Annotated in this window: 15 protein-coding genes, 2 tRNA genes and 1 other RNA gene; 1 reads left to right on the forward strand and 17 read right to left on the reverse strand. The window is 54.6% G+C overall.

Annotated features, from left to right (window positions below; translation table 11 throughout):
- Positions 1 to 8: 8 nt before the first annotated feature.
- The 17 genes from ACZ495_RS04690 to ACZ495_RS04770 all read right to left on the reverse strand — a co-directional run bounded on the left by ACZ495_RS04690 (position 9) and on the right by ACZ495_RS04770 (position 19,608).
- Positions 9 to 85, reverse strand: a tRNA-Glu gene (locus ACZ495_RS04690).
- A gap of 397 nt (positions 86 to 482) precedes the next feature.
- The gene (locus ACZ495_RS04695) at positions 483 to 2,906 is read right to left on the reverse strand and encodes a flagellar hook-basal body complex protein (protein WP_464262729.1); all 2,424 of its coding nucleotides are present in this window, start codon (positions 2,904 to 2,906) and stop codon (positions 483 to 485) included.
- Positions 2,907 to 3,010: 104 nt separating this feature from the next.
- Positions 3,011 to 3,865 (reverse strand): flagellar hook assembly protein FlgD, encoded by an 855-nt coding sequence (locus ACZ495_RS04700; protein WP_407844390.1) that lies wholly within the window; start codon positions 3,863 to 3,865, stop codon positions 3,011 to 3,013.
- Between the two features lie 25 nt (positions 3,866 to 3,890).
- Positions 3,891 to 5,753 (reverse strand): flagellar hook-length control protein FliK, encoded by a 1,863-nt coding sequence (locus ACZ495_RS04705; RefSeq protein WP_464262730.1) that lies wholly within the window; start codon positions 5,751 to 5,753, stop codon positions 3,891 to 3,893.
- A 159-nt stretch (positions 5,754 to 5,912) separates the two neighbouring features.
- Positions 5,913 to 7,328 carry a glycosyltransferase family 9 protein gene (locus tag ACZ495_RS04710; protein WP_012624886.1) on the reverse strand — a complete coding sequence of 472 codons (1,416 nt, stop codon included), beginning with the start codon at positions 7,326 to 7,328 and terminating at the stop codon, positions 5,913 to 5,915.
- Complete coding sequence (locus tag ACZ495_RS04715; protein WP_464262731.1) at positions 7,325 to 9,100, reverse strand: CgeB family protein; 1,776 nt, start codon at positions 9,098 to 9,100, stop codon at positions 7,325 to 7,327. Before ACZ495_RS04715 ends, ACZ495_RS04710 begins: the two co-directional genes overlap by 4 nt.
- The gene (locus tag ACZ495_RS04720) at positions 9,097 to 10,233 is read right to left on the reverse strand and encodes a FapA family protein (protein ID WP_012624884.1); all 1,137 of its coding nucleotides are present in this window, start codon (positions 10,231 to 10,233) and stop codon (positions 9,097 to 9,099) included. Before ACZ495_RS04720 ends, ACZ495_RS04715 begins: the two co-directional genes overlap by 4 nt.
- A 43-nt stretch (positions 10,234 to 10,276) precedes the next feature.
- Positions 10,277 to 10,630 (reverse strand): STAS domain-containing protein, encoded by a 354-nt coding sequence (locus tag ACZ495_RS04725; RefSeq protein WP_012624883.1) that lies wholly within the window; start codon positions 10,628 to 10,630, stop codon positions 10,277 to 10,279.
- Between the two features lie 28 nt (positions 10,631 to 10,658).
- Complete coding sequence (dtd, locus tag ACZ495_RS04730; protein WP_012624882.1) at positions 10,659 to 11,141, reverse strand: D-aminoacyl-tRNA deacylase; 483 nt, start codon at positions 11,139 to 11,141, stop codon at positions 10,659 to 10,661.
- The gene (locus ACZ495_RS04735; RefSeq protein ID WP_407844395.1) at positions 11,141 to 12,898 is read right to left on the reverse strand and encodes a long-chain-fatty-acid--CoA ligase; all 1,758 of its coding nucleotides are present in this window, start codon (positions 12,896 to 12,898) and stop codon (positions 11,141 to 11,143) included. Before ACZ495_RS04735 ends, dtd begins: the two co-directional genes overlap by 1 nt.
- Positions 12,899 to 12,913: 15 nt before the next feature.
- Entirely contained in the window at positions 12,914 to 14,176 is a 1,263-nt protein-coding gene (gene ispD, locus ACZ495_RS04740) for a 2-C-methyl-D-erythritol 4-phosphate cytidylyltransferase (RefSeq protein WP_464262732.1), read from the reverse strand.
- Between the two features lie 23 nt (positions 14,177 to 14,199).
- An RNA gene (gene rnpB, locus ACZ495_RS04745) (RNase P RNA component class A) lies at positions 14,200 to 14,559 on the reverse strand.
- Between the two features lie 94 nt (positions 14,560 to 14,653).
- Positions 14,654 to 15,424: a zinc ribbon domain-containing protein gene (locus ACZ495_RS04750; RefSeq protein WP_012624879.1), complete on the reverse strand. Its 771-nt coding sequence runs from the start codon at positions 15,422 to 15,424 to the stop codon at positions 14,654 to 14,656.
- A 21-nt stretch (positions 15,425 to 15,445) separates the two neighbouring features.
- Positions 15,446 to 16,240 carry a Nif3-like dinuclear metal center hexameric protein gene (locus ACZ495_RS04755; protein WP_464262733.1) on the reverse strand — a complete coding sequence of 265 codons (795 nt, stop codon included), beginning with the start codon at positions 16,238 to 16,240 and terminating at the stop codon, positions 15,446 to 15,448.
- 359 nt (positions 16,241 to 16,599) lie between these two features.
- On the reverse strand, positions 16,600 to 17,091 hold the full coding sequence (locus ACZ495_RS04760) for a nucleoside deaminase (RefSeq protein ID WP_296985581.1): 492 nt from the start codon (positions 17,089 to 17,091) through the stop codon (positions 16,600 to 16,602).
- Between the two features lie 584 nt (positions 17,092 to 17,675).
- Positions 17,676 to 17,752, reverse strand: a tRNA-Arg gene (locus ACZ495_RS04765).
- A gap of 227 nt (positions 17,753 to 17,979) precedes the next feature.
- The gene (locus tag ACZ495_RS04770; RefSeq protein WP_464262734.1) at positions 17,980 to 19,608 is read right to left on the reverse strand and encodes an outer membrane homotrimeric porin; all 1,629 of its coding nucleotides are present in this window, start codon (positions 19,606 to 19,608) and stop codon (positions 17,980 to 17,982) included.
- Between the two features lie 164 nt (positions 19,609 to 19,772).
- Here ACZ495_RS04770 and ACZ495_RS04775 point away from each other — a divergent pair, with 164 nt between their 5' ends.
- Positions 19,773 to 20,216 (forward strand): hypothetical protein, encoded by a 444-nt coding sequence (locus ACZ495_RS04775; protein ID WP_464262735.1) that lies wholly within the window; start codon positions 19,773 to 19,775, stop codon positions 20,214 to 20,216.
- Positions 20,217 to 20,234: the final 18 nt, after the last annotated feature.

A 20,234-nucleotide genomic window follows, 5' to 3' on the forward strand; every position in this document is an offset into this window, starting at 1 on the left:
CCAAAAATTGGCGTCCCCAAGGGGATTTGAACCCCTGTCGACGGCGTGAAAGGCCGTTGTCCTGGGCCGGCTAGACGATGGGGACGCTCTGTGAAGTGATCTTTTATGTGAAAAGTGGGTGAGTTGTCAAGAAGATTTTTAAGTTTTTTTAATTAGTACAAGGAAGTTATGTTGCTTGTGTGCATCTACGACGATTTGTCCGCTTATGGCATATGAAGAACGGTATTTTTCAGGTGGTTATTTCTGACAGATTCTGCACGATCCACTCAGGGGCGATAGCCCCTGAAGCACGGAGCAACACAAAATACTGACAGAGGCGTCGTACCCCACAGCCTATGCTTCAAATGCGAAAAGGCGTCAGCCACACGGCCGACGCCTTGCACGGAGAGAAAGGTGCAGCGCTATCCCCAACGCTGTGGAGGGGGCCGGACCGTCGCTCACGCCCGGGTCCGGCTCTCCGGCCTTTCAGATTACAATTTTTGTTATCTCTTCATGCCGATAACAGTTTCAAGCATGGTATCCACCGTGGTTATGCCCTTGGAGTTTGCCTGGAATCCGCGCTGTGTCGAAATCATCTGCACGAATTCCGTGGTCATATCTACGTTTGATTGCTCGATGTTATACGCCTTGGTTTTGCCGAAGCCATTATCGCCCGCCACGCCCAACTGGGGTTCGCCCGAGTCGTTGGTGGCAGAGAAAAGGTTGCCACCTTCGCGATACAGCCCCTGATGGTTCTGGAAATCATACAAGGCGATTTGATAGAGCGGAATGGTCTTGCCGTTGGAGTATATACCGTAAACTACGCCACCGTTATCAATGTTCACGTTGCTCAGTGTTCCGGAGGCATATCCGTCCTGCGTGCGGTTTTGTACTGTATAAGAGGTCGTATTGGCCACACTGGCATATTCCTGGCGTTCCACGGCCGTCATGGTTGGGATGGTTGTGCCGTAGTTGATGACGTTTTCAAACACCGGCACGCCCGTAGGCGAAGTGCCACTGACCCGAGACATGGTTGTCAGGCTGGCCAGGCTGCTGTTGGCTGTTTCTGTGTCCGCAACGGGGCGCGAGGCATCCGTGGGAGCCGTGTAGGCTGTGGGCTTGAAGGCCGTAGCCGTTATGGCCGTAAAGTCACTGGTGGTGATGTAGGTGTGCGGGGCACTACCGGACAGATAATAGCCACCGCTATCGTGCAGCACGTCAACACCGCCAGGAGTCTGCCCATATACCGGACCGGTTGCGCCGATATGGTAATAGCCATAGCTGTCCTGGTAGGCAGGTACTGTGTTGCCGCCGACAACTGTTGTATAGTAGCATTTGGCGTCGCCGTTTGCAGCGTCGATAAAGTAATAACTGCTGCCGTTGCTCATCGCTTCAACCGTTGTCCCTTTAACAGAGGCGGAACCATAAACTTTATTGCCACCCTTTTTATAGTAATAACCTGTGGAATCGGCATATACCGGGAGGGCCGTGCCGCCACCGACTGGTTTTGCGGTTCCGTAAGAACCCGGCTCGGGGGCACCGAGGTAGTAGTAGCCGTATTTGTCCATACCCAGGGCATTGCCGCCGGTATCAACGGGTTGTCCAAGGCTGTTCGTCTTCACGGCGGTGGCGGTGGGGTTGTTCCATGCCGGGTTGCCGATGTTTTTGAGGCCGAAATCCAGTTCGGTAATGTAGTTTTGCACCTGGCTCACAGGAGTGCCGCCCACGCTGGTCTGCATGGTTTCGCTCACGCTGTTTGCCAGAGGCTGTCCGCTGAAGTTTGCCGAAAAAACAGGCAGACCGTTGCTGGACGTTCTGGTGGGCTGCCACGAAGATTTTTCGGACGGATTGACAGCCACCTGGTTATTTGCTGTCGGTGTTTCCGTCGCGCCGTAGCTGTACGCAGTCTGGTTGACGAGCTGCCCGCTGGCGTCAAAGATCATGACGCCGCTCATGAGCACGCCAGCCTGCTTGTTGGTCCCCGTGATGGGGTCGTCATAAAATTTGGTGGGTTCTTTGGTCCACGTATTGGTGGCAGCGTTATAACCTTCGCCACCATAGCTACGTCTGTCTTCAGAGGGCGGGATGGTTACCAGATATTCATATATGGTGTATCCGGCGGGCAGTCCCTTGATGTCATAGATGGTGTTACCGTTGCTGTCGGTCTTTCTTGCATCAACCTGATCATAGTAGACCGTCAGGGTGTGCGTACCACCGCCTTCATCATAGACGTCAATGCTGGACTGCGTGGCATAGGCCGTATCCGCCAGGGGCGGCTTGCTGCTGGCATCCCACAGGTCGAAGAGGGCGGTCATGGGGCTGGTGTTGCTGGTGGTGCGGTCCCCCTTGCCGTCGTTGGTAAGCCCCATGGTAAAGGTGACATTGGTAGTCTGCTGGGGAATGATATTCCAGCTGTCCAGCACAATGTCAGTGGGCGTACCCGAACCGACATAGGCGGATTTGCTGAGGTCGGTATTGCCCAGGTTAGTTGCGCCGCTGTTAAAGGTGAGCTTTTTTTCGTTGTTCACCTTCCAGCCCTGCAGCAGATAGCCCTCAGGGTTCTGAAGTTCGCGGTCCTTGTTGAAATAAAAGTCACCTGCGCGCGTGTAATACATCTGCTTGCTGTTGGGCTTGCGCACCTGAAAAAAACCGTTGCCGTCAATGGCAAGGTCCGTCACCGAGTTGGTGCTCTCAAGCGAACCTTGGGAAAAGTCGCCCAATATGGCATAGACGCTGGCGCCGGCACCGATCTGGCTGGGACCACTGGTGGTCCCGATGCCCCGGTACAGGTAGTCATTGAAGTCCATACGCTGACTTTTAAAACCCAGCGTACTCACGTTGGCGATATTGTTGCCGACAACGTTCATCTTCTGACCGTGGCTGAGCAAGCCTGAAACGCTTGTCCACATACTTGCTGAAAGACCCATAATTTCCTCCGTGTATCGGGATAGGGGGATATCTATTTTCAGAGAGGACGCGCTACTGGCGCAGCCCTGGCTCCTTTTGTCGTCAGGCATTCGTATTGCGTTGTTTAAAAAAGTCTGCCGCTAAAGTTGATGTTGCTGATATTGACATCACCAATACTCATCGCGCTTGCACGGGATTCGGGCTGTTCCTCATCCTTGTCGTCTTCAGATTCCTTGTCTTCGCCTTCTTCCTTGTCCTTGTCGTCCGGCTTGGCGGCAACGGTGGCAGGTTCAGCAACCTGCCGCACATTGGCAAGCGGCATGAGCTGGCCGCCCTCAAGACCGAGATAGACCACGCCGCCGTCGTTGACCACGCCGGTAACCTTGGCGTCCACTACCTGGTCAGAAAGAACCGCATCGCCATTGGAATCGCGCAACACAAGGTTGACCGTATAGACGCCATCGCCCGCAACAGTTCCGTCAGTAGCCTTGCCGTTCCACAAAAAATCGTATGTGGTTCCCTTATTTTTGGGGCTGACTTCTTCAACGTATACGACGTTATTGCCGGCATCGCGTACTGTGATGGTTCCGCCCACGGTATTGTCCGCAGGGGCGTACCGGAAGCGCGTAATGGTAGATTCCTTGGTGGTTTCGTCGGTGACCTTGCCGATGGTATTACCACTGACAGTAACCTGCTTGCCTATGTAAGACGTGGCATTGATCATCTGCTGGTTATTGGTGGCGTTTGTAAGGCCTTTCATGCTCGTATTGAGATTCATGAGCTGCTCAAGACTGGAGAATTGCGCCATCTGGGCAATAAATTCCTTGTCTTCCATCGGATTGAGCGGGTCCTGGTACTTGAACTGCGTAACCAGCAGCAGCATGAAGGAATCCTTGTCCAGATTACTGCCCTTTTGCTTGCTCAGGGCGGTATTGAATTCATTATTGGTTCTGTTCAGTGACTGTGTAATGCTGGACATGGCTACTCCTCACGCCGGGCTGTTTTTACGCCACCACATGCAAAGAGCGGGTGGCATATCTTGCCGCATGCGTATGGGAATGCACAGGCTGTTCCAACGTTGTTTCTTCAGAATTAACTTTTGTATTACGCATAGTTGAAAGATTTTTTAGCCGTGAAAGTTCTTCACGCCGGGCATCTTCTTCCTGCCGGGAGTTGTGCTGGTTCAGGTTCTGCCAGGCATTTTCGTCCTGTTGTCGCGCATTGAGCTGCACTTCAACCTTGTCCACCTTGAGTCCCTGCTGTTCCAGATTGGTACGGATTGCTTCCAGCTGACGGGTAACCATTTCGGCAGTTTCGGTCTTTTCAGAACGGATCGTGGCACTGACTTCGCCGTTACGCAGGCTAAGGCTGAGCGTTATGGCCCCAAGCTCCTGCGGATGCAGTTGCAGATCCAGCCGGGTAGTGCCATTCCTGAAGCTGGAGAGCAGGCCCTGTTCCACCTGCTGTGCCACATAACGGGGTATGTGAGCAGGGCGCAAAACTTCGGGAGATGCCTGATTGACGACATCCGGTGTTTGCAGCACAGCGGCTGCCGCCTGATTGTCCTGCCTGAAGAGCGGCTGCGCTTCCACCTTGCGGGTCATTTCCCCCCACGAGGCATCACGCCCGGTATCTTTATTGTTGTTTGCCCCATCTTCCCCGAACGTCTGGTGCCCGGCTTGCCCCCCCTTGCTGCCGTCATTCTGTTTTCCGCTTGGCGTGGGGGCTTCAGCATGCTGTTGTGCTGTGCTCTGTTGGTTGGACGCTTGCTCCGTATTGGCCGAAACGCGGGTAAAGGTCGTTTCGATCTTGCTGCCCTGCACGCCAGCATGCCCCACTCCCGCACTCTGACTGCCGTCAAGCTTTCTGCTTATGGCGCGGCTCTGGTGTTCGGGATTTTCGAGGTCCTGGGTCTTCTGCCCATCCTGGCCTGGGGCGGTGAGCGTTTCTTCCAGCATATGCCGGGTATTTTTCTGGACGGTTTGGTCTATAAGTATCTTGCTTTGCTGTGCCTCTTTGTTGCGTAAAGCACTGGCCTGAAGCTCTTTTTCAGTGCGGGCGCGAGCCTTGCTTACAAGAGGCTGCAATGTTTGCTGCAAGGCTGTATCCAACTGCTTTTGTGCAGTTTTTTGCGCGGTAAAATGATGGGCCGCCGGAGCCATGAGGGAAGAAAACTGTCCCATGAACAGGCTCATGCCGTCGTTGCCGCCAAAACTCTTGAGCAGGGTTTGCAGGCTCGCCGTATCCAGTCCGATTCCACGGCCCAGTGCCAGCGCTTCGGCAGCTTCCACATCAATCGCCGCAGTAGGATCAAGATGCGCGATGAAAGAATAGATGGTGTCAAGGGCCGCCTCGCCCTTGCCTTCGCCCATGAGCTGCTGCACACGTGTTTCGAGCACACCGGAAGGATCTATTTTTTTGAGCAGGGCGCTGATGTGTGTCTTGTCGTCATCGCTAAGAATGGGGCTGCCGCCGAGGCATTGCAAACTGGCCATAATCTGGGCAAGAGTTGCGCCGTCCGGCTGGTCTGCCAGGGCGTCAAATTTTTTCAGGGCATCAAGCGGAGCGCCCGCCTTGATAAGGTCGCGCCGGAGTTCAGCTATCTCCTGCTTGGTGAAGCAGACTTCGTCAAGCGTGTACGTGACACCGTTGGTAGTGGTCCGACTGTATGGACTCTGCACACGAGGTGCTTCAGGTGTTGTCGTGGGCTGCTGCATGGCCGAACTTGCAGAAACATGCTCCCCCCGTTCCACGCTGTCGATAGCATCGTGAACGGCAGAGAAAAAATCGGCAAAGGATGAGTTATCCTTGCTGCTGGTAAAGAGGGCGTCGAACGAGGCCGCGCTTGTGGGAATAATCTGCATCATGCACTCCTTGCACCCGGTCTAATACAAAGAGTGTTCCAAAAAATAAAATCTATTTATTTTAATAGGTTAAAACATCGACTGAAAACAGTAAGGCAAGTATTGCCGGGGGATACAATAAGGGAGACTGGGAGCAGACAAAGGAAATGGGGGAGCGAAAAATCAGGAATGGTTCATGAACAGGGCGCTGATTTCTTCCAGACGCTCAAGCGCCATGCTCCATGCTTTCGGGGAGTAATCGTCATTTTGCATGTGCATGTGCAAATATCCGCTGAAAAGGCGGATTACGGGGGGCTGGGAGCGCCAGAAGTCATCAGGCAACATGCGCGCGCCCTGCCTGAGATAGCGTGAAAAACTGGCACAAAGCGCGGCAAGTCCGGCCGCCACACTTTCAGCCATGTGGGGAAAAGCCACGCGCAGGCCTTCCAGTCTGCTGATCAGCAAGGGGCGCTGCACAGGGCTGTAAAAAAAGAGAAAAACGGCCTGCCAGAGGCCCTCAATCAGAGGACGGCAGCTTGTATCTGCTCTGCAGCCCACATGCTCGAGGGTATACAGTCCCAGAGCATCGCGCCCGGTACGGTATAGCCGCAGGCCCGATGGCACTATCGGGTGGTCAGGCGTGTGTAAAAGGCTCAGGATCAGCCTGGCAACCCCAGAGGCTGTAAATGCCTGCTTGCAGTAAAGCCGTCCACGGTGACATTGCCAACATCCCACGCAACTCATGGCTGCTCGCAGAACATGCTGCCCGGGAGCGGACGGCCCTGTCTCCCTGGCATGAACTGGCCCCATGGAAAGATTGAGTACTGGCACCCCCACAAAGTCGGCTAGATGCATGGGACCTGTGTCTGGTGTCACGCACAGGTCCAAAGTGCGCATGAGGGCAGCCAGCTCTTTGAGCGAGAGACGCCCGCAAAGATTGGCCCCCGGTAGCCCGGATTTTTGGGCGACCTCCTGCCCCAGGCTCTGTTCCGCCGGGCCACCCAGAAACAGCGGCAACATTCCTTCGCCGGCCAGCCGCCGCGCCAGCCGTGCCCAGAAGTCCGCATCTGGGCGTTTGGCAAACTCGCTGGCCCCGAGAACCATGCCGATACGGCCTGTTCCCGCCGGGCGGGGAAATGGTCGGAGCACACCAGTAAGATCGGGTTGCGGCGAAAGGTCCAGCATATACAGGTCGGACCAGTGAAAAGCATTGTTACGGTTGTTGTGGGTTAATGCGGCGCGGTAGAGTTGCCAGTAACCGTTGATGTGTTGATGCCCCGGCAGTGTGCCGGTTGAGATGGCTTCCGGACCAAGTTTGTGCCTTGCCTTCAGTTTTGCCTGGCAGATGAGGGCCTGTGGACGGCTGCTCAGGTTCAGTGCCAGTTCATAATGGCGTTGTCCCAGGGCGTGACAGTGGGTAGGAGGAAAAAAAACAACATTGGGGGCCAGTGGCATGATATCCTGAAAAAAGTGCGGTTCAGCCGCAACCCACACCTCGTGTCCGGCCCAGTGGCGTAGAAGAAGGCGAAGCAGGGGCATGGTGAGAATCAGGTCTCCCATGCGGTGCATCTGGAGAACCAGAACAGGGTCCGCGCTCATGCGTCTGGTCCGCGCTCTGCGATTTTTTTTGTCACGGGTGTTCCATAGACCTGGCGCATCTGTTCAAGCAGGCTCTGCAGCCTGTGGGCCCAGGTATGGCAGGCCAGCACACGCCGCCTGGCCCGCTGGGCTATGTGGCGGCGCTTTTGCGGATGGGCCAGATAATAACGAGCCAGTTCCGGAGCTTCATCCGGGTCGCGGTAGCAGACCATTTCGTCCGGATCGAACAATTGTTCCATCTGTGGCCGCCAGTCGGTCAGCACAAAGGCTCCGGCTGCGGGAACATCGAAGACTCTCTGGTTTACTGCTCCCTTCATCTGCTTGCTGGTACAGTTGAAGTTAATGTTCGAGCGACAATAAAAACGTGGCAAATCCGTATAATAACTCAGGGCGTCCATATAGCGCGGCTGAACAACTTCGCGCCTGAATTCGGACCGCCAGCCGTTGTCGCCCACAATAAGCGGGTGCAGGGGCAGCAGGCGGCGCACACAACCATTACGGTACAGGCGTGTGGCTTGCCATGTAATGGCGGTCTCGTAGGCCAGTCGTGCCTCATTGTCGGGCAGGGCCTGATAGTGTGCAAAAACGGCAGGGAAAGAATCGTGCAGAAAATCTGCTACAGAGCGCTGGTCGCTTTTCATGAAGGCGTGGGATACCTCAAGAAAAGGCAGCAGCAACTGGCGGGGGAAACGACCGTGCTTCAGGCGGCCGCCCACTTTGTACAGCATGGAATTGCCCACAAAAGAAATGTCAGCCTGCCACGAATCCGGGGCTTCTGCACCGCGCCCGGGGTGAAAACGGTCGGGGTCCGTACCGAGGGGCAGATAAAAAACATGTTTGAAGCCTGTGTCACGCAGGCTTTCAATATTGTCCGCATCCCAGGTGAACAGGGCTGTCCAGGGGCTGATGCAACGTGAATAGAGATGGATAATGAGGTGGGGATTGTCCACAAACCAAGAGGCCAGAGGCAATTGCAGCTGTGCGAGAAGATCCATGAGGATGCCTTCCACATCAACGCCCATATGGTTAAGCGTTATGCAGCAGTCCGGCCGGAAGGAAATAACAGCCTCAAGCAGCTGTTCCACAAAATCTGTACAGGCAACGCTATTATCTTCGATACGAACCAGCCTGTGTTCAATGCCGAGTTTACGGCAAGCTCCTTCCAGTTCGCCCATAAGAAAATATTTGCTTGTAAGCAGAAGGACGCGCGGTTGGCCACCCGTGAAGCGGGGGCCGGCGGCACGACCCCAGAAGTCGAAGCGGGTGCTGGCTATAAGTTCTTTTTGCAGGGAGCCGTAATAGGCACGGTCAAGCCGCAGATAAAAGGGCAGGGCCACAGGCAGCAGGCGCAGTCCACTGTGGCGCATCTGCCAGCGGGTCAGCTGTCTCAGGGTTTCATCCGCTTCTTTTGCGAAGATCAGGTGAATACGTTGACGTTCTTCAGCAGGCAAGCCTGCAAGAACCCCACTGATCTTCTGCAGTTCCTGCTCTTTTTCCACTACAGCCATCGGCCCGGGGCAGCGTTGCAGCAAAAGGCGCAAGGCGTATCCCATGCCGCAACCGAGAAGAACAGGAAGGGAACTGTTTAACTGGTCGCTGTGCAGAGCCGTAATGACCGCCTTTTCTCTTTCCGGTCCGCCGGGGGCCAGCATGGCAAAGCGGCGACCGTTGATTCTGGCTTCAATGTCGCAAAGAATCGGCGCGACATCATTTCCGGAATCTGTTTTTGTAGAAAAGACGGCTTGAAAGACGGGCTGTTGTGTCTGAGTCATCGAGAAGTGCCCAGATGCGAGTGCTGCATGTGCTCAATAACTATATCGTGTTCCACCAGGCGGCATGTAATTTTTTCATAAACACGGTCGATGGTCAGGAAGGCCCGGCCAATGGAAATTTCTACGCCGGGATAGATACGGCCCGGAACCAAAAGACGGCAATTGTGCATGTAGCTTTCATCCATAGACAGGCGTGCCCACAGCTCGTCACGCCGCCGGATCAGCTGTTTACGCTGTTCCCGCAGGGCCTGCAGCTTTCGGCTCACATCATTGGTATCCGGTGGCAGATGTCCGGCTACTGCGTTGAGGTGGGTGATAGTCTGCGACTGCTGGGCAATGATATGGTCAATCTTTTCAAGCTGGCGTATGCTCAGCGGGTCATACCCAAGGTATATCTTGGTAGGGATACCCGCCTTGTTGCCGAGCTGCCTGCCCACATACATGCTGCCATAGGCATTGATAATGCCGCCGTAGGCCTGTTCCCGCACTACCATGCTGGCTCCGGCGTACACAGTGGAGTAGAGACAGCTTTTTTCTATAACGATGTTGTCACGGGCGCGTGCTTCCACCTTTTCAAGAAAAGGAGACAACAACTTGCCTCCGGCGTCTACTAGGCTGTGCTGCCCAGCGCCACCGCGTACGCCGCCGTCAATCAGCAGGTTGCGCCGGGCGCGTACCACGCCGCCCTCAACCATGCCCATGATGCGCACGTTGTTGGCCTGTACGGAAAAACCTGCACGCACGGAGCCGTGAATGGCCATATCGCCCACAAAGAAAATGTTTCCTGTCTGAAAGCTTACGTCCTGCCGCACATTGAGCAGGCATTTGACCGTAATCTTGCCGTCGAGATAGAAAACATAGCCGTTGGCAGCGGCCAGCAGATAGTTGGGATAATGGGGATCGATGCGCGTGTTTGAACCGGTAGGAAAACGGGGTTTATCCAATATAAAACGCGGGTCCGGTTCCGGCCCCGCATCCTCCAGTGGGATGATCTCGGCCAGCACTTGCCCGTTGATGGCGTTCTGTACGTAGCCCAGGCTGTAAACGTCAGAAGAGCCATTCTCTCCACCGGGCTTCAGGTGGAGGTAGTCAAAATCGGGATTGAAGTAATGCCGCAGATAGTATTGCACCATGCACCATCCGTAATGACCTGCGCAACTGAACGGTCAGGCGTGGTCAGTCCGCAGTGTCGGGAATAAAACCCTTCAATTCCTCTTCGCTGTCAAAGGTGGGAAAAAAACCTTCGATTTCCACTTTTTTCAAAAGCTCAACAACGTGTGGAGCCGGTGTGAGCAGCACGAGCCTTCTGCCGTGGCCCCGGCTTTTGGTGCTGGCGCTGACGAGCACCCCAAGGCCGGATGTGTCCACCCTGTTTACATGGCTCAGGTCCAGCACAACCTGTCTGATACCCGGAGCCAGAAGATAGGCTTCGAGCTGGCGGCTGAACTGAGGCACATCAGGCAACAGCATATCGCCCAGATAGCGCAGGACTGTAACGTTTTTATGAGACTCCGCTTGCAGGGTAAACACGGGGCCGGGCCTCCTGGGTGGGCGGGCGTCAACTGCCGAACAGGCTGAGCGAGTCAAGCCAGATGGTGACAGGACCCCAATTGCAAAGGCGCACCGCCATGTCGGCGCCGAAGATACCTGAAGATACGCTGACGCTGCAAGATTCGTCAACTATCTTCACGAAATGTTCAAACATTGGTTCCGCCCATGCCGGATTACCTGCATCTGTAAAGGACGGACGGCGGCCCTTGCGGCAGTCTGCATACAGGGTAAACTGCGGTACGAGTAAAAGCTGCCCGCCGAACTCTTCAAGTGATGTATGAAATTTGTTGGCAAGTTCTCCCTGGCCGGGAAAAATCCGCAAACCGGCCAGTTTTTGGGCCATACCCCGAAAAGCCGGTCTGTTGTGAAAGTCCGGGCCGTCTTCCTGGCCGAAGCCCACCAGAGCCATGATGCCGGGGCCGATGGCCGCCACCTGACGGCCATCGACGTTCACGGAAGCTTCAGTAACTCTTTGCACCAGTATGCGCATCAGGCATTCTCTTGAGGTTGTTCCTGGCCGTTTTCTGCAGTCGTCACATTTTTTGCCTTGCGCTGCTTGCGACTGGCGGCCTTGCTTTCTTCTTCTTCGCGCAGGGCGCGCCTAAGCACCTTACCTACAATAGTTTTGGGCAGTTCTTTGCGAAATTCCACAAGGCGCGGAACTTTATATCCGGCCAGCTTTTGGCGACACCAGGCAACGATGTCGGCCTTGGTGAGTTCTTCGCCGTCCTGGGTGACCACGTAAGCCTTGAGCACTTCGCCGCGCACGTCATCACGAATGCCCACACTCACGGCTTCCTGTACCTTGGGATGCTCCAGCAGCACTTCATCCACCTCACGCGGGTAGACGTTGTAGCCGTTGACAATCACCATGTCTTTTTTTCTGTCCACAATATAAAAATAACCGTCTTCATCCATTGTGGCCAGATCGCCGGTGTACAGCCAGCCGTTGCGCAGCGCACTGGCAGACTCGTCCGGGCGCCGCCAGTAGCCACTCATGACCTGCGGGCCGGAAACGATAAGTTCGCCCATCTTGCCTGGCGGCAGGGTGAGGGAGCCTCCTTCCATATCCACAATGCGGGCATCAGTTCCGGGCAGAGGCATGCCGATGGAGTTGGGTTTTTGTCCCTGTTTGCCCAATGGGTTGCAGTGGGTAATCGGCGAGGCTTCGGTAAGGCCGTAACCTTCGAGAATGGAAGCGCCCGTGGTGTCCTGAAACTGCCGGAAAATTTCTCGCGGCAGGGGAGCTGAGCCTGAAACGCATATCTTGATGCAGCGCAGGTCATACTGGGCAAGATTTTTTTGCTGCAAAAGCGAAATATACACCGAAGGCGCGCCGGGAAAGATGCTCGGCTTATGTTTGCCGATCAGGCGCAGCACGTCCTGGGGAACATAGCGCGGCAAAGGCAGGGTAGTGGCAGCCAGCGCGATAGGAATAATCAGGCCGGTAGTGAGGCCATACACGTGAAAAAAAGGCAGAATCGAGATGAAGGTGTGGTGATCTTCCGCCTTGACATTGATAATGTCGAGAACCTGGCGGCAGTTGGTGCCAAGGTTGGTATGCGTCAGCGTGACGCCCTTGGGCAAGCCCGTAGTGCCGCCCGTGTACTGGAGCATGATGGGGGCAGTGTGAGGATCGGCAATGGGGGCAGAATACCGCTCTGCACCCTTGAATACCTTTTTCCATTCAAAAACGCTTTTGCCGTCATACGGTATGGAAGTTTTTTTGCCACGGGACTTTTTAAGCCGATACAGCAAGTTAAGCGGAAAAGATAACGCGTCCGCCGCACCAGTGACGATGAAACTGCGCAACGGCAGGCGGTCACGCAGAGCAGATACGCGGGGCCAGAGCAGGTCGAGCATGACAATATGTTCTGCCCCGGAATCCTGCATGTTGGCAATGATCTCTTTTTCCATATACAGGGGGTTGGTCATGACAACCACGCCGCCTGCCTTGATGATGCCCCAGAAGGCCACCACGGTCTGAGGCATGTTGGGCATCATGAGTGCCACGCGCTGCCCAGTCTTGACGCCGAGGCGTTTGAGCGCTCCAGCGAAGAGTTCTGCCTTTTCACGCAGTTTTTTGTAAGAAATACGGGTGTTCTGAAAGATGACCGCCGGGCGGTTTGGGTATTTGTCCGCCGCTTCGTCCAGCATGGCATAGAGGGGTTTATCCCATGCTTCTGTGATGCGCGGCACAAAGGCATCGTAGTGAGCGAACCAGGGACGGTACAGTTCTGTGTTCATGGCGATCCTTGTGAATCAGATGTCGCGTTGCAAAAAAGACGGCGGCGCAAAGGCGGCGCGGGCGCCTGCCCACGCTGTGACAACGGCGTATGCCTTGATGCCTTCGGCGCGGCCTGTGAATCCAAGCCCTTCCTCTGTGCTGGCTTTAAGGTTGACGCAGTTGGCGGGCAAAGCCAGCAGGCGGGCTATGTTTTTTCTGATTTCTTCGCGGTGTGGCGCGAGACGGGGCGTCTGGGCAATTAGGGTAAGGTCGGCGTGACACAACTGCACACCTTTTTTGCGTACCATATCCAGAGCTTCGTCCAGCAGGAGCGCTGAAGAAATATTATCAAAGCGGGGATCTTTATCAGAAAAGTGCTGACCTATATCGCCGAGACCGGCACAGCCGAGTATTGCATCGGTCAGAGCATGCAGCAGCACATCGCCATCGGAATGTGCGGCCACCTCAGGCCCGGCGGGAATGAGCACGCCGCCAAGCCGCATGGGGCGGCCGCCCGGAGCGTAGCGATGAACATCGTAGCCCATGCCCGTGCAAGGGCGGGGCAGGGCATGGGGGGGGCGCAAAAGATCCATATCCTCTGGGTTGGTAATTTTCACGTTGGCGGCTTCTCCTTCAACCACGTGGATCTCACACCCCATCTCTTCCAGCAGGGAAGCATCGTCAGTGACGTTCAGTTTCTGTTTTTCCGCATGGCAATGGGCCTGAAGCAGAAGGTCAAGACGGAAGCCCTGAGGCGTCTGGACTGCCCTGAGCGTATGGCGAGGCAAGGTGCCTGTAACCAGGTCATGTGACACGGTCTTTATGGTATCTGTTACCGGCAGGGCCGGGATTGCTCCCGGTACACCGGATTCAAGGGACGCACATATCTTGCGTATCAACGCCGGGCTGACAAAAGGCCGGGCCGCATCATGAATAAGCACATGGCGCACATCTGCGGGCAAAGCGGCCAGCCCGTGACGTACGGAGTCCTGGCGCAGTGCTCCGCCGACTGCTGTAAGGCAGGGCAACCCCAAATCACCAGCAGCATAAAGAGCGCGCAGATTTTCTGCATGTGCGTCATAATCGGCAGGGGGAAAAACAAAAACAATGCCCGCCACCGCCGCGCTGCGGCTCATGGCTTTGGCGGCGTGCCAATACAGGGGCATTCCCTGCCAGTGCAGAAACTGCTTGGCAAGCCCGCCCGTGGCGGCGGCAAGGCGACGGCCCTGTCCGGCGGCCAGCAGTATGGCCCATGGCTTTACGGGCTGCCCTCTGGGGGGCACGGAAGTTTCTGGCATGGCTAGGCCTCTGGCTGACAGTATGCGGGAGTCGGACTGTAAGCCGGGTTCTGTCCACACGGTTGCCCGCGTGTGACCGTCATTCCTCTAGGAGTGCGGTTGCCCACACCCTCAAGCAACCTACCCGGAAGGCTTCGGCCGGGCCGGCCGCCTTCCCTATTTGGTCTTGCTCCGAACGGGGTATGCCGAGCATGCCGTGTCACCACGGCATCTGGTGGTCTCTTACACCACCGTTTCACCCTTACCCGGCCGAGGCCGGGCGGTTTGCTTTCTGTGGCGCTGTCCGGAGGTTGCCCTCCCTGGATGTTATCCAGCGTTCTGCCCTTTGGAGCCCGGACTTTCCTCCCCGGAGTTGCCCCCGCGGCGACGATCCGTCCGACTCCCGCAATATGGAGGCACATGGGTGAAGCACGTCACACAAGACCGGGCCGCGTGTTTTTCAATGCGGTCCGGCCTTTTTTCATGCACCAAAAAGTATTAATCAGTCAGCGGCTTGGGCGCACACTGAGGCGCCTCAGCAACGGTGAAATGTTCGCACCAGAATATGAGGCGCTGGCAGTTGGGGCAACTTAAAATCTGCTGGCCGCGCTGCAGTTCGATAAAAGACTGCGGCGGAACGGCAATGTGGCAGCCCGAGCAGATACCTTCCCTGACAGCCACGATAACCGGGTGCTCCAGCCGTTCGCGGATAAACTCATAGCGCATGAACACAGGCTGGGGGATGTGCTTGCTGACCTGGGCCCGTTTTGCATTGAGTTCCGCAAGGGCGGCAGTACATTTTTGCAGTTTTTCTTCAAGACCGTCGCGTTTGACTTCAAGTTCGGCCTTGACGGCAGAGTGCGTAAGATCAAGTTCGGCCAAAGCGTCTTTTTGGAACTGCAGCTCTTCCATGAGAGTCATTTTTTCCTCTTCACGGGAGCGGTTCACTTTTTCCATGCCGTCCATTTCGCGCATCATTGCATGATACTCACGTGTATTTTCTACCTGCATGAGCTTGTTTTTGCTCTTTTTAATACGGGCGGCATCATCATCGATTTCAAGTGAAAGGCGTTTTTGCTGTTCCTGAAGATGGGTCAGCTTGTCCACAATATAGTTACGCTGCGTCTCGCTGGCATTGAAACGCTGCTCAAGCGAGTTCAGCTCATTGGGGGCACGCTCCATGTCCTGCCGTACCGCATAAATGGCGTCATCAACCTTTTGCAGCTCCACAAGCTGCTTTATCTGATCAAAGTAAACGGCATTACTCATTATAAAAAGACCTCCTGATAGTCATGACAGGGCAACAGCGCGAAAAGGCGATGCCGAGGGCACGAAGTGAACGGCAACACCCTGAAGCTGTTGCTGGAGCAAACGGCACATGCGGCGCATCATTTCCTCTTCAAGACTGTGGTGACCCACGTCCAGCAGGGGGATTTCCGCCTCAAGCGCAGTATGGTATTTTACATCGCCGGTAATAAACAGTTGCGCCCCGGCCTTGTGGGCCGCAGACAGCAATGATGAACCGGAGCCGGTGCAATAGGCCAGCCGGTGGATTTTTCCGGGAGGCGGCCCACTGAGGGTCGCTGTGGAAAGGTCAAGCACGCTTTCAAGGACGTGAATAATATCGCTGATAGCCAGAGCTTGCGGCAGGTCGCCGATGAGGCCATAGCCGAGCATTGGTTTTCTATCAGTCTGCTGCTGGCTTACCGGCTCAAGCACTGTTGTGTTTGCAAGGCCAAGATCTGCAGCGAGCCATCCTGCGGGACCTTGAGGGTTCACATCCAGCGAAGTATGGGCGGCGTAGAGGGGAACATCTGCGCGTATGAGCAAACGCAAAACTTCATGGTATGTGTCAAGTTGCGATGGCAGGGCAGGTTTGAGGGAAAGCGGGTGATGGCTCAGAACAAATTGTGCGCCAAGGTCAAGAGCCTGCCTGACAGATTCGGGCGTAGGATCAAGGCAGACGGCAATACTGCTGATGTCCTGACGCAGAGCCGCTACCTGAGGGCCGGAAATGTCCCACGAGGCTGCAGTCTGCAGAGGAGCGATTTCTTCTATGGATTTAATTAATTCAGCTAGTTGCATGAATGCTCCTCACCATAAAAAAAGGCACTTTCTTGCTCTGCAGAGAAAGCGCCTAAAAACACCGGCGTGAAAAGAAAATTGATCGATACCAACAAGATGTTTTTGTACCTACTCTATTGGCGCGTCGCATTGACTCTGCGCGAAAACAAACTGCGCCTCAGGTTATGAATCTGGATTTCATAGCTGGCATAAAGGATATTGTCAAGATCCAGGCCACAGAAGAAAAAGTTCACTACCAATGCCAATCATGCAGAGCGGGCCTCTGCCGTCCAGGTATATTGGGAAAGACAGCGGGGCGACCAGGCAAAATATTTTTGCAGCACAACGTGAAAAAGGTCCACGGTGGGGACTTTCGCGACTCAGTACGCTGTTTTCCCTTCGCAAGACTGCCACTGCCGGAAAACTTCGGAACTGGTTTTGCAATAAAGCTGTTCGATAGGCAGTGTGCGCTCATTCAGTTTTTTGGAGATTTCACAATATATGGCTGCATCGTCAAAACCGGCATCAGCAGCGTCTTCTTTAGTATTGGAAAAGTATATTTTCCCAATGCGCGCCCACCATATGGCGCTGAGACACATAGGACAAGGCTCGCAACTTGTAAATATTGCAGAGCCTGAGAGGTCGAACGTTTCAAGCGCACGACAGGCATTCCGGATGGCCTCCACTTCGGCATGTGCTGTAGGATCGTTATGGGGGGTAACGTTATTTGTCCCCTCACCTATGATTTTCCCGTCCCGCACGATCACCGCTCCAAACGGTCCCCCTCCGGCTGCCATGCTTTGTTTGGAGAGTTCAATGGCCCTTTCCATAAAACGCCTGCTTTCCATGCCGACTCCCGAATTATTTTTCATGCTTGTATTGTTCTTATCCGTTTACACAAAAGACGGCAACCAATGGAGCGGCTCGCGAGTCCTGTTGCGGCAACTGTATATGCAACGTAGGATTTTGTTATGAACATAAAAACTTTTTTGGGGATTTTTCGAGATCTTTTTTTGCCTCAACCGAGGAATGCGTGTCCTCATTGCGGGGGTATCCGATGTATCGGGGCCTGCCAGTTTAACGAAAAACAAGCAGAAAAACTTGCTTCGTCTGCCCAGCTTGATGCAGAAGGCGCAAAAAAGGATACATGCCTGAAAGACAAATATAGCAGGCCTGGAGAACGTAGGGTATAGCTCGATATTTGCAAAAATCATCTACCAGCAACTCATATGTATTTTATTTTTTTTCACGCTTAACTGCTTGTGGCTTAACATGCTTTGACGTACCCGCAGAGCATGTACCCAAAAAAGAAAGCAGCCGTCGCTGGTAAGTATTACGCAGTCCCCCCGGGAAAAATTTTTTCCCCTAAGTAAGGCGGGTGGCAACCAAGTTCAAAATTCAAGCAAAAACGACAAAAGGGATGCGTGAGTAAATCACGTATCCCTTTGAAATATAATGGTGCGCCCGACAAGAATCGAACTTGTGGCCTACAGCTTAGGAGGCTGTCGCTCTATCCAACTGAGCTACGAGCGCGCAATCTTGTTGTTATATTTATCCTTTCATACAGTGTCAAGTCGTTTGAAGTCGTTGCGGCTTTGGTTTTCGGAAGTGACCCTATCATCCCGAAAGGGAAAGCTATGGTAAAATCCGCCGTCTTCTGTTGAAGACAGCGGATCAATACGCGCACGGGAAGGGGACGCGCGCGGTTGTGGGCCTTACTAGCCGGGGCCTGATTCAGGCCCCGGTCTGTTCAACAGAAATTAGAAGCTGTAGGCAAAAACGAGCTGCGCTTTCCAGGCGTCCTGCTTTTCAAACGAGCCGTTGCCGCTGCCGCTGTAGTAGCCGTCCTTCTTCCAGGTATCCTTATCAATCATATTGACAACATAGCCCAGTTCAAAGTTGGCTTCCAGATTTTCGTAGATCTGCCACTGGTTGATCAGGTTGAATTCCAGCAAGCCATCGTTGGTGGTCAGGTAAGGACCATCCACGCCGAAGCCACTGTTCCAGGAAGAGGCAGATTCCATATACTTGACCATGGAGGGAGCGTTGGTGCCTCCCCAGTAGGCCACGCGCAGTGTATGTTTGAGATCTTCCATGAAGCTCATGTCTTTCAACTGGCCGCCAATACCCCAGGTACCGGCATACGTCATATTCCAGTCGCAGATGTCGCCCGGACCGGCACCCCAGGCAAGGTTGCCGTCACCCACAAAAGAAGTGAAATTGCCCGCACCTGCAATGGAGGGCATGCGCTTGGAGCCGTTCTTGATGTCGCCATCGTCACCGGAGCCGTACCAACCAAAGATGCCGGGGGTGGCCCAGTCCATCTTGTATTCTACCAGAGCCTTGGCAACAAAACCCTGGCGTTCGGTACTGCCGCGAACCACATCACTATCGTTGCCGCGCTTCACCACATCGTAGCGGCCCATGCTTTCCACATAGCCGTAGTTGATGTCGAATTCGATATTGAGCGGGTCGAACATGGTAATGCCGATGGGCAGACCGACCCAGAACATGTTGCCGTACTGCTTGCTGGTTGCACGGGAATCAAGCGGAGTAGCACCAGCAAAGTTGAATCCTTCGGTCAGGCCGGGCAGGCTCTGCCCAAGGATACCGTCGCTGGTTTCCCAGGGTTCGTTATCATTAATTTCACTCAGGCCGCGCAGGGCGTTACGGCCCAGCATGCCGTACATGGCCCAGGGCGTTACTTCCACGCCATCAAAGGTTACAGGCACGGTTATGGCAAAAAGATCAATGTTATCCAGATAGTTGTTCTTCGCCTTGTGATCGCCGCTGCCGTATTTTCCCGCATCAAAGTTGTCATTGACCGGACGCGCCCAGAAAGCGGTCAGGCCGACATTTTCATTAAATTTGTAGTTGCCGACAATAGCAGCGACGTCACCGTCGAGCACGGCAGAGCCGCCAGCCATGTCAGGCAGGGCCAAGCCCTGGATACCCATACGGACGCGGGCATCAGTCTGGGGGATGATCCAGTCAAGGTAGGCGTTTTTCAGTTTGATGACGTTACTGCCGTCCGCACCAAGAGCGCCGCCTTCATCGGCTTTGCCCCAGTTCTGGGTGCCGATTTCAAAGAAAACAGTACCGGACAGATTTTCGGAAGCAACGGCGTCCAACTGCAGACGCAGACGCTGCGCAGCGCCGAACATATCGTTGTCGTTAACTTTTTCCTTTGCGTAACCGCCCTGCGGGGTCCGCGCATGGGACGCCAAGGGGGCGTCAGCCACGCCGAAGCCCATGAGCCATTCGCCCTGTGCCTTAAATTCGATGGCTTTGGTCCCCCCGGCCGCACCCATCAGCATGCCGGCAGCAAGCAGCGCCACCATGCAGCTTTTTTTGAAGCGTTGCAGAAGCTTCCTTTCCTTGATGCTCATACCTTTTCCTCCATATGGTTTGCGCGGTTTACGCAGAAATATTTCTGCACTTCCGCGTTATGGGCTGCATAACGATATCGTTCAGGCAGGGGTGAGCAATGCCGCAACCATTAAGAACATTCACTTATTGCGTAGCATACGCGAACTATTTAATTATGGTGCTCATGCTCGTGATCGTGCGTGTGTTCCTTCTTATGGTGCCCGCACTTGCAGTTGGCACAGTTGCCTTTGCAGATGTGCTTTTTCTCTTGCTGGATAAGCACACGATTGCCGTCAACCGCCATAACAAAACCGGCTTTTCCTTTAAAAATAACTCGCTCTGTGCCGAGACCACCAAGGATCAGCGAATCCTTAAATGTGCTGATGGCCGAAGGGACAGGTTGGTTCACCTGGCGCACGTCAATAAAAATACGTTTGCAGTTCATATGATTGATGCGCAAAAGATCAATGACAGCATCAGCCTGGTGCGGGCCGAATTGGTCATTGAGGCAAATGTGAAGATTATCTTGACTGAAGCGGTGGGTAACGTCAGAAACCGGTGCAGAATCACCATTATAAACCATGCTTTGCCTCCGCTGTACGTGATTGCTTGGCGCACCTTTGCATAGTTGAAAAGTGATGTCAAT

This window comes from Desulfovibrio sp. GTC20076, assembly GCF_055385905.1.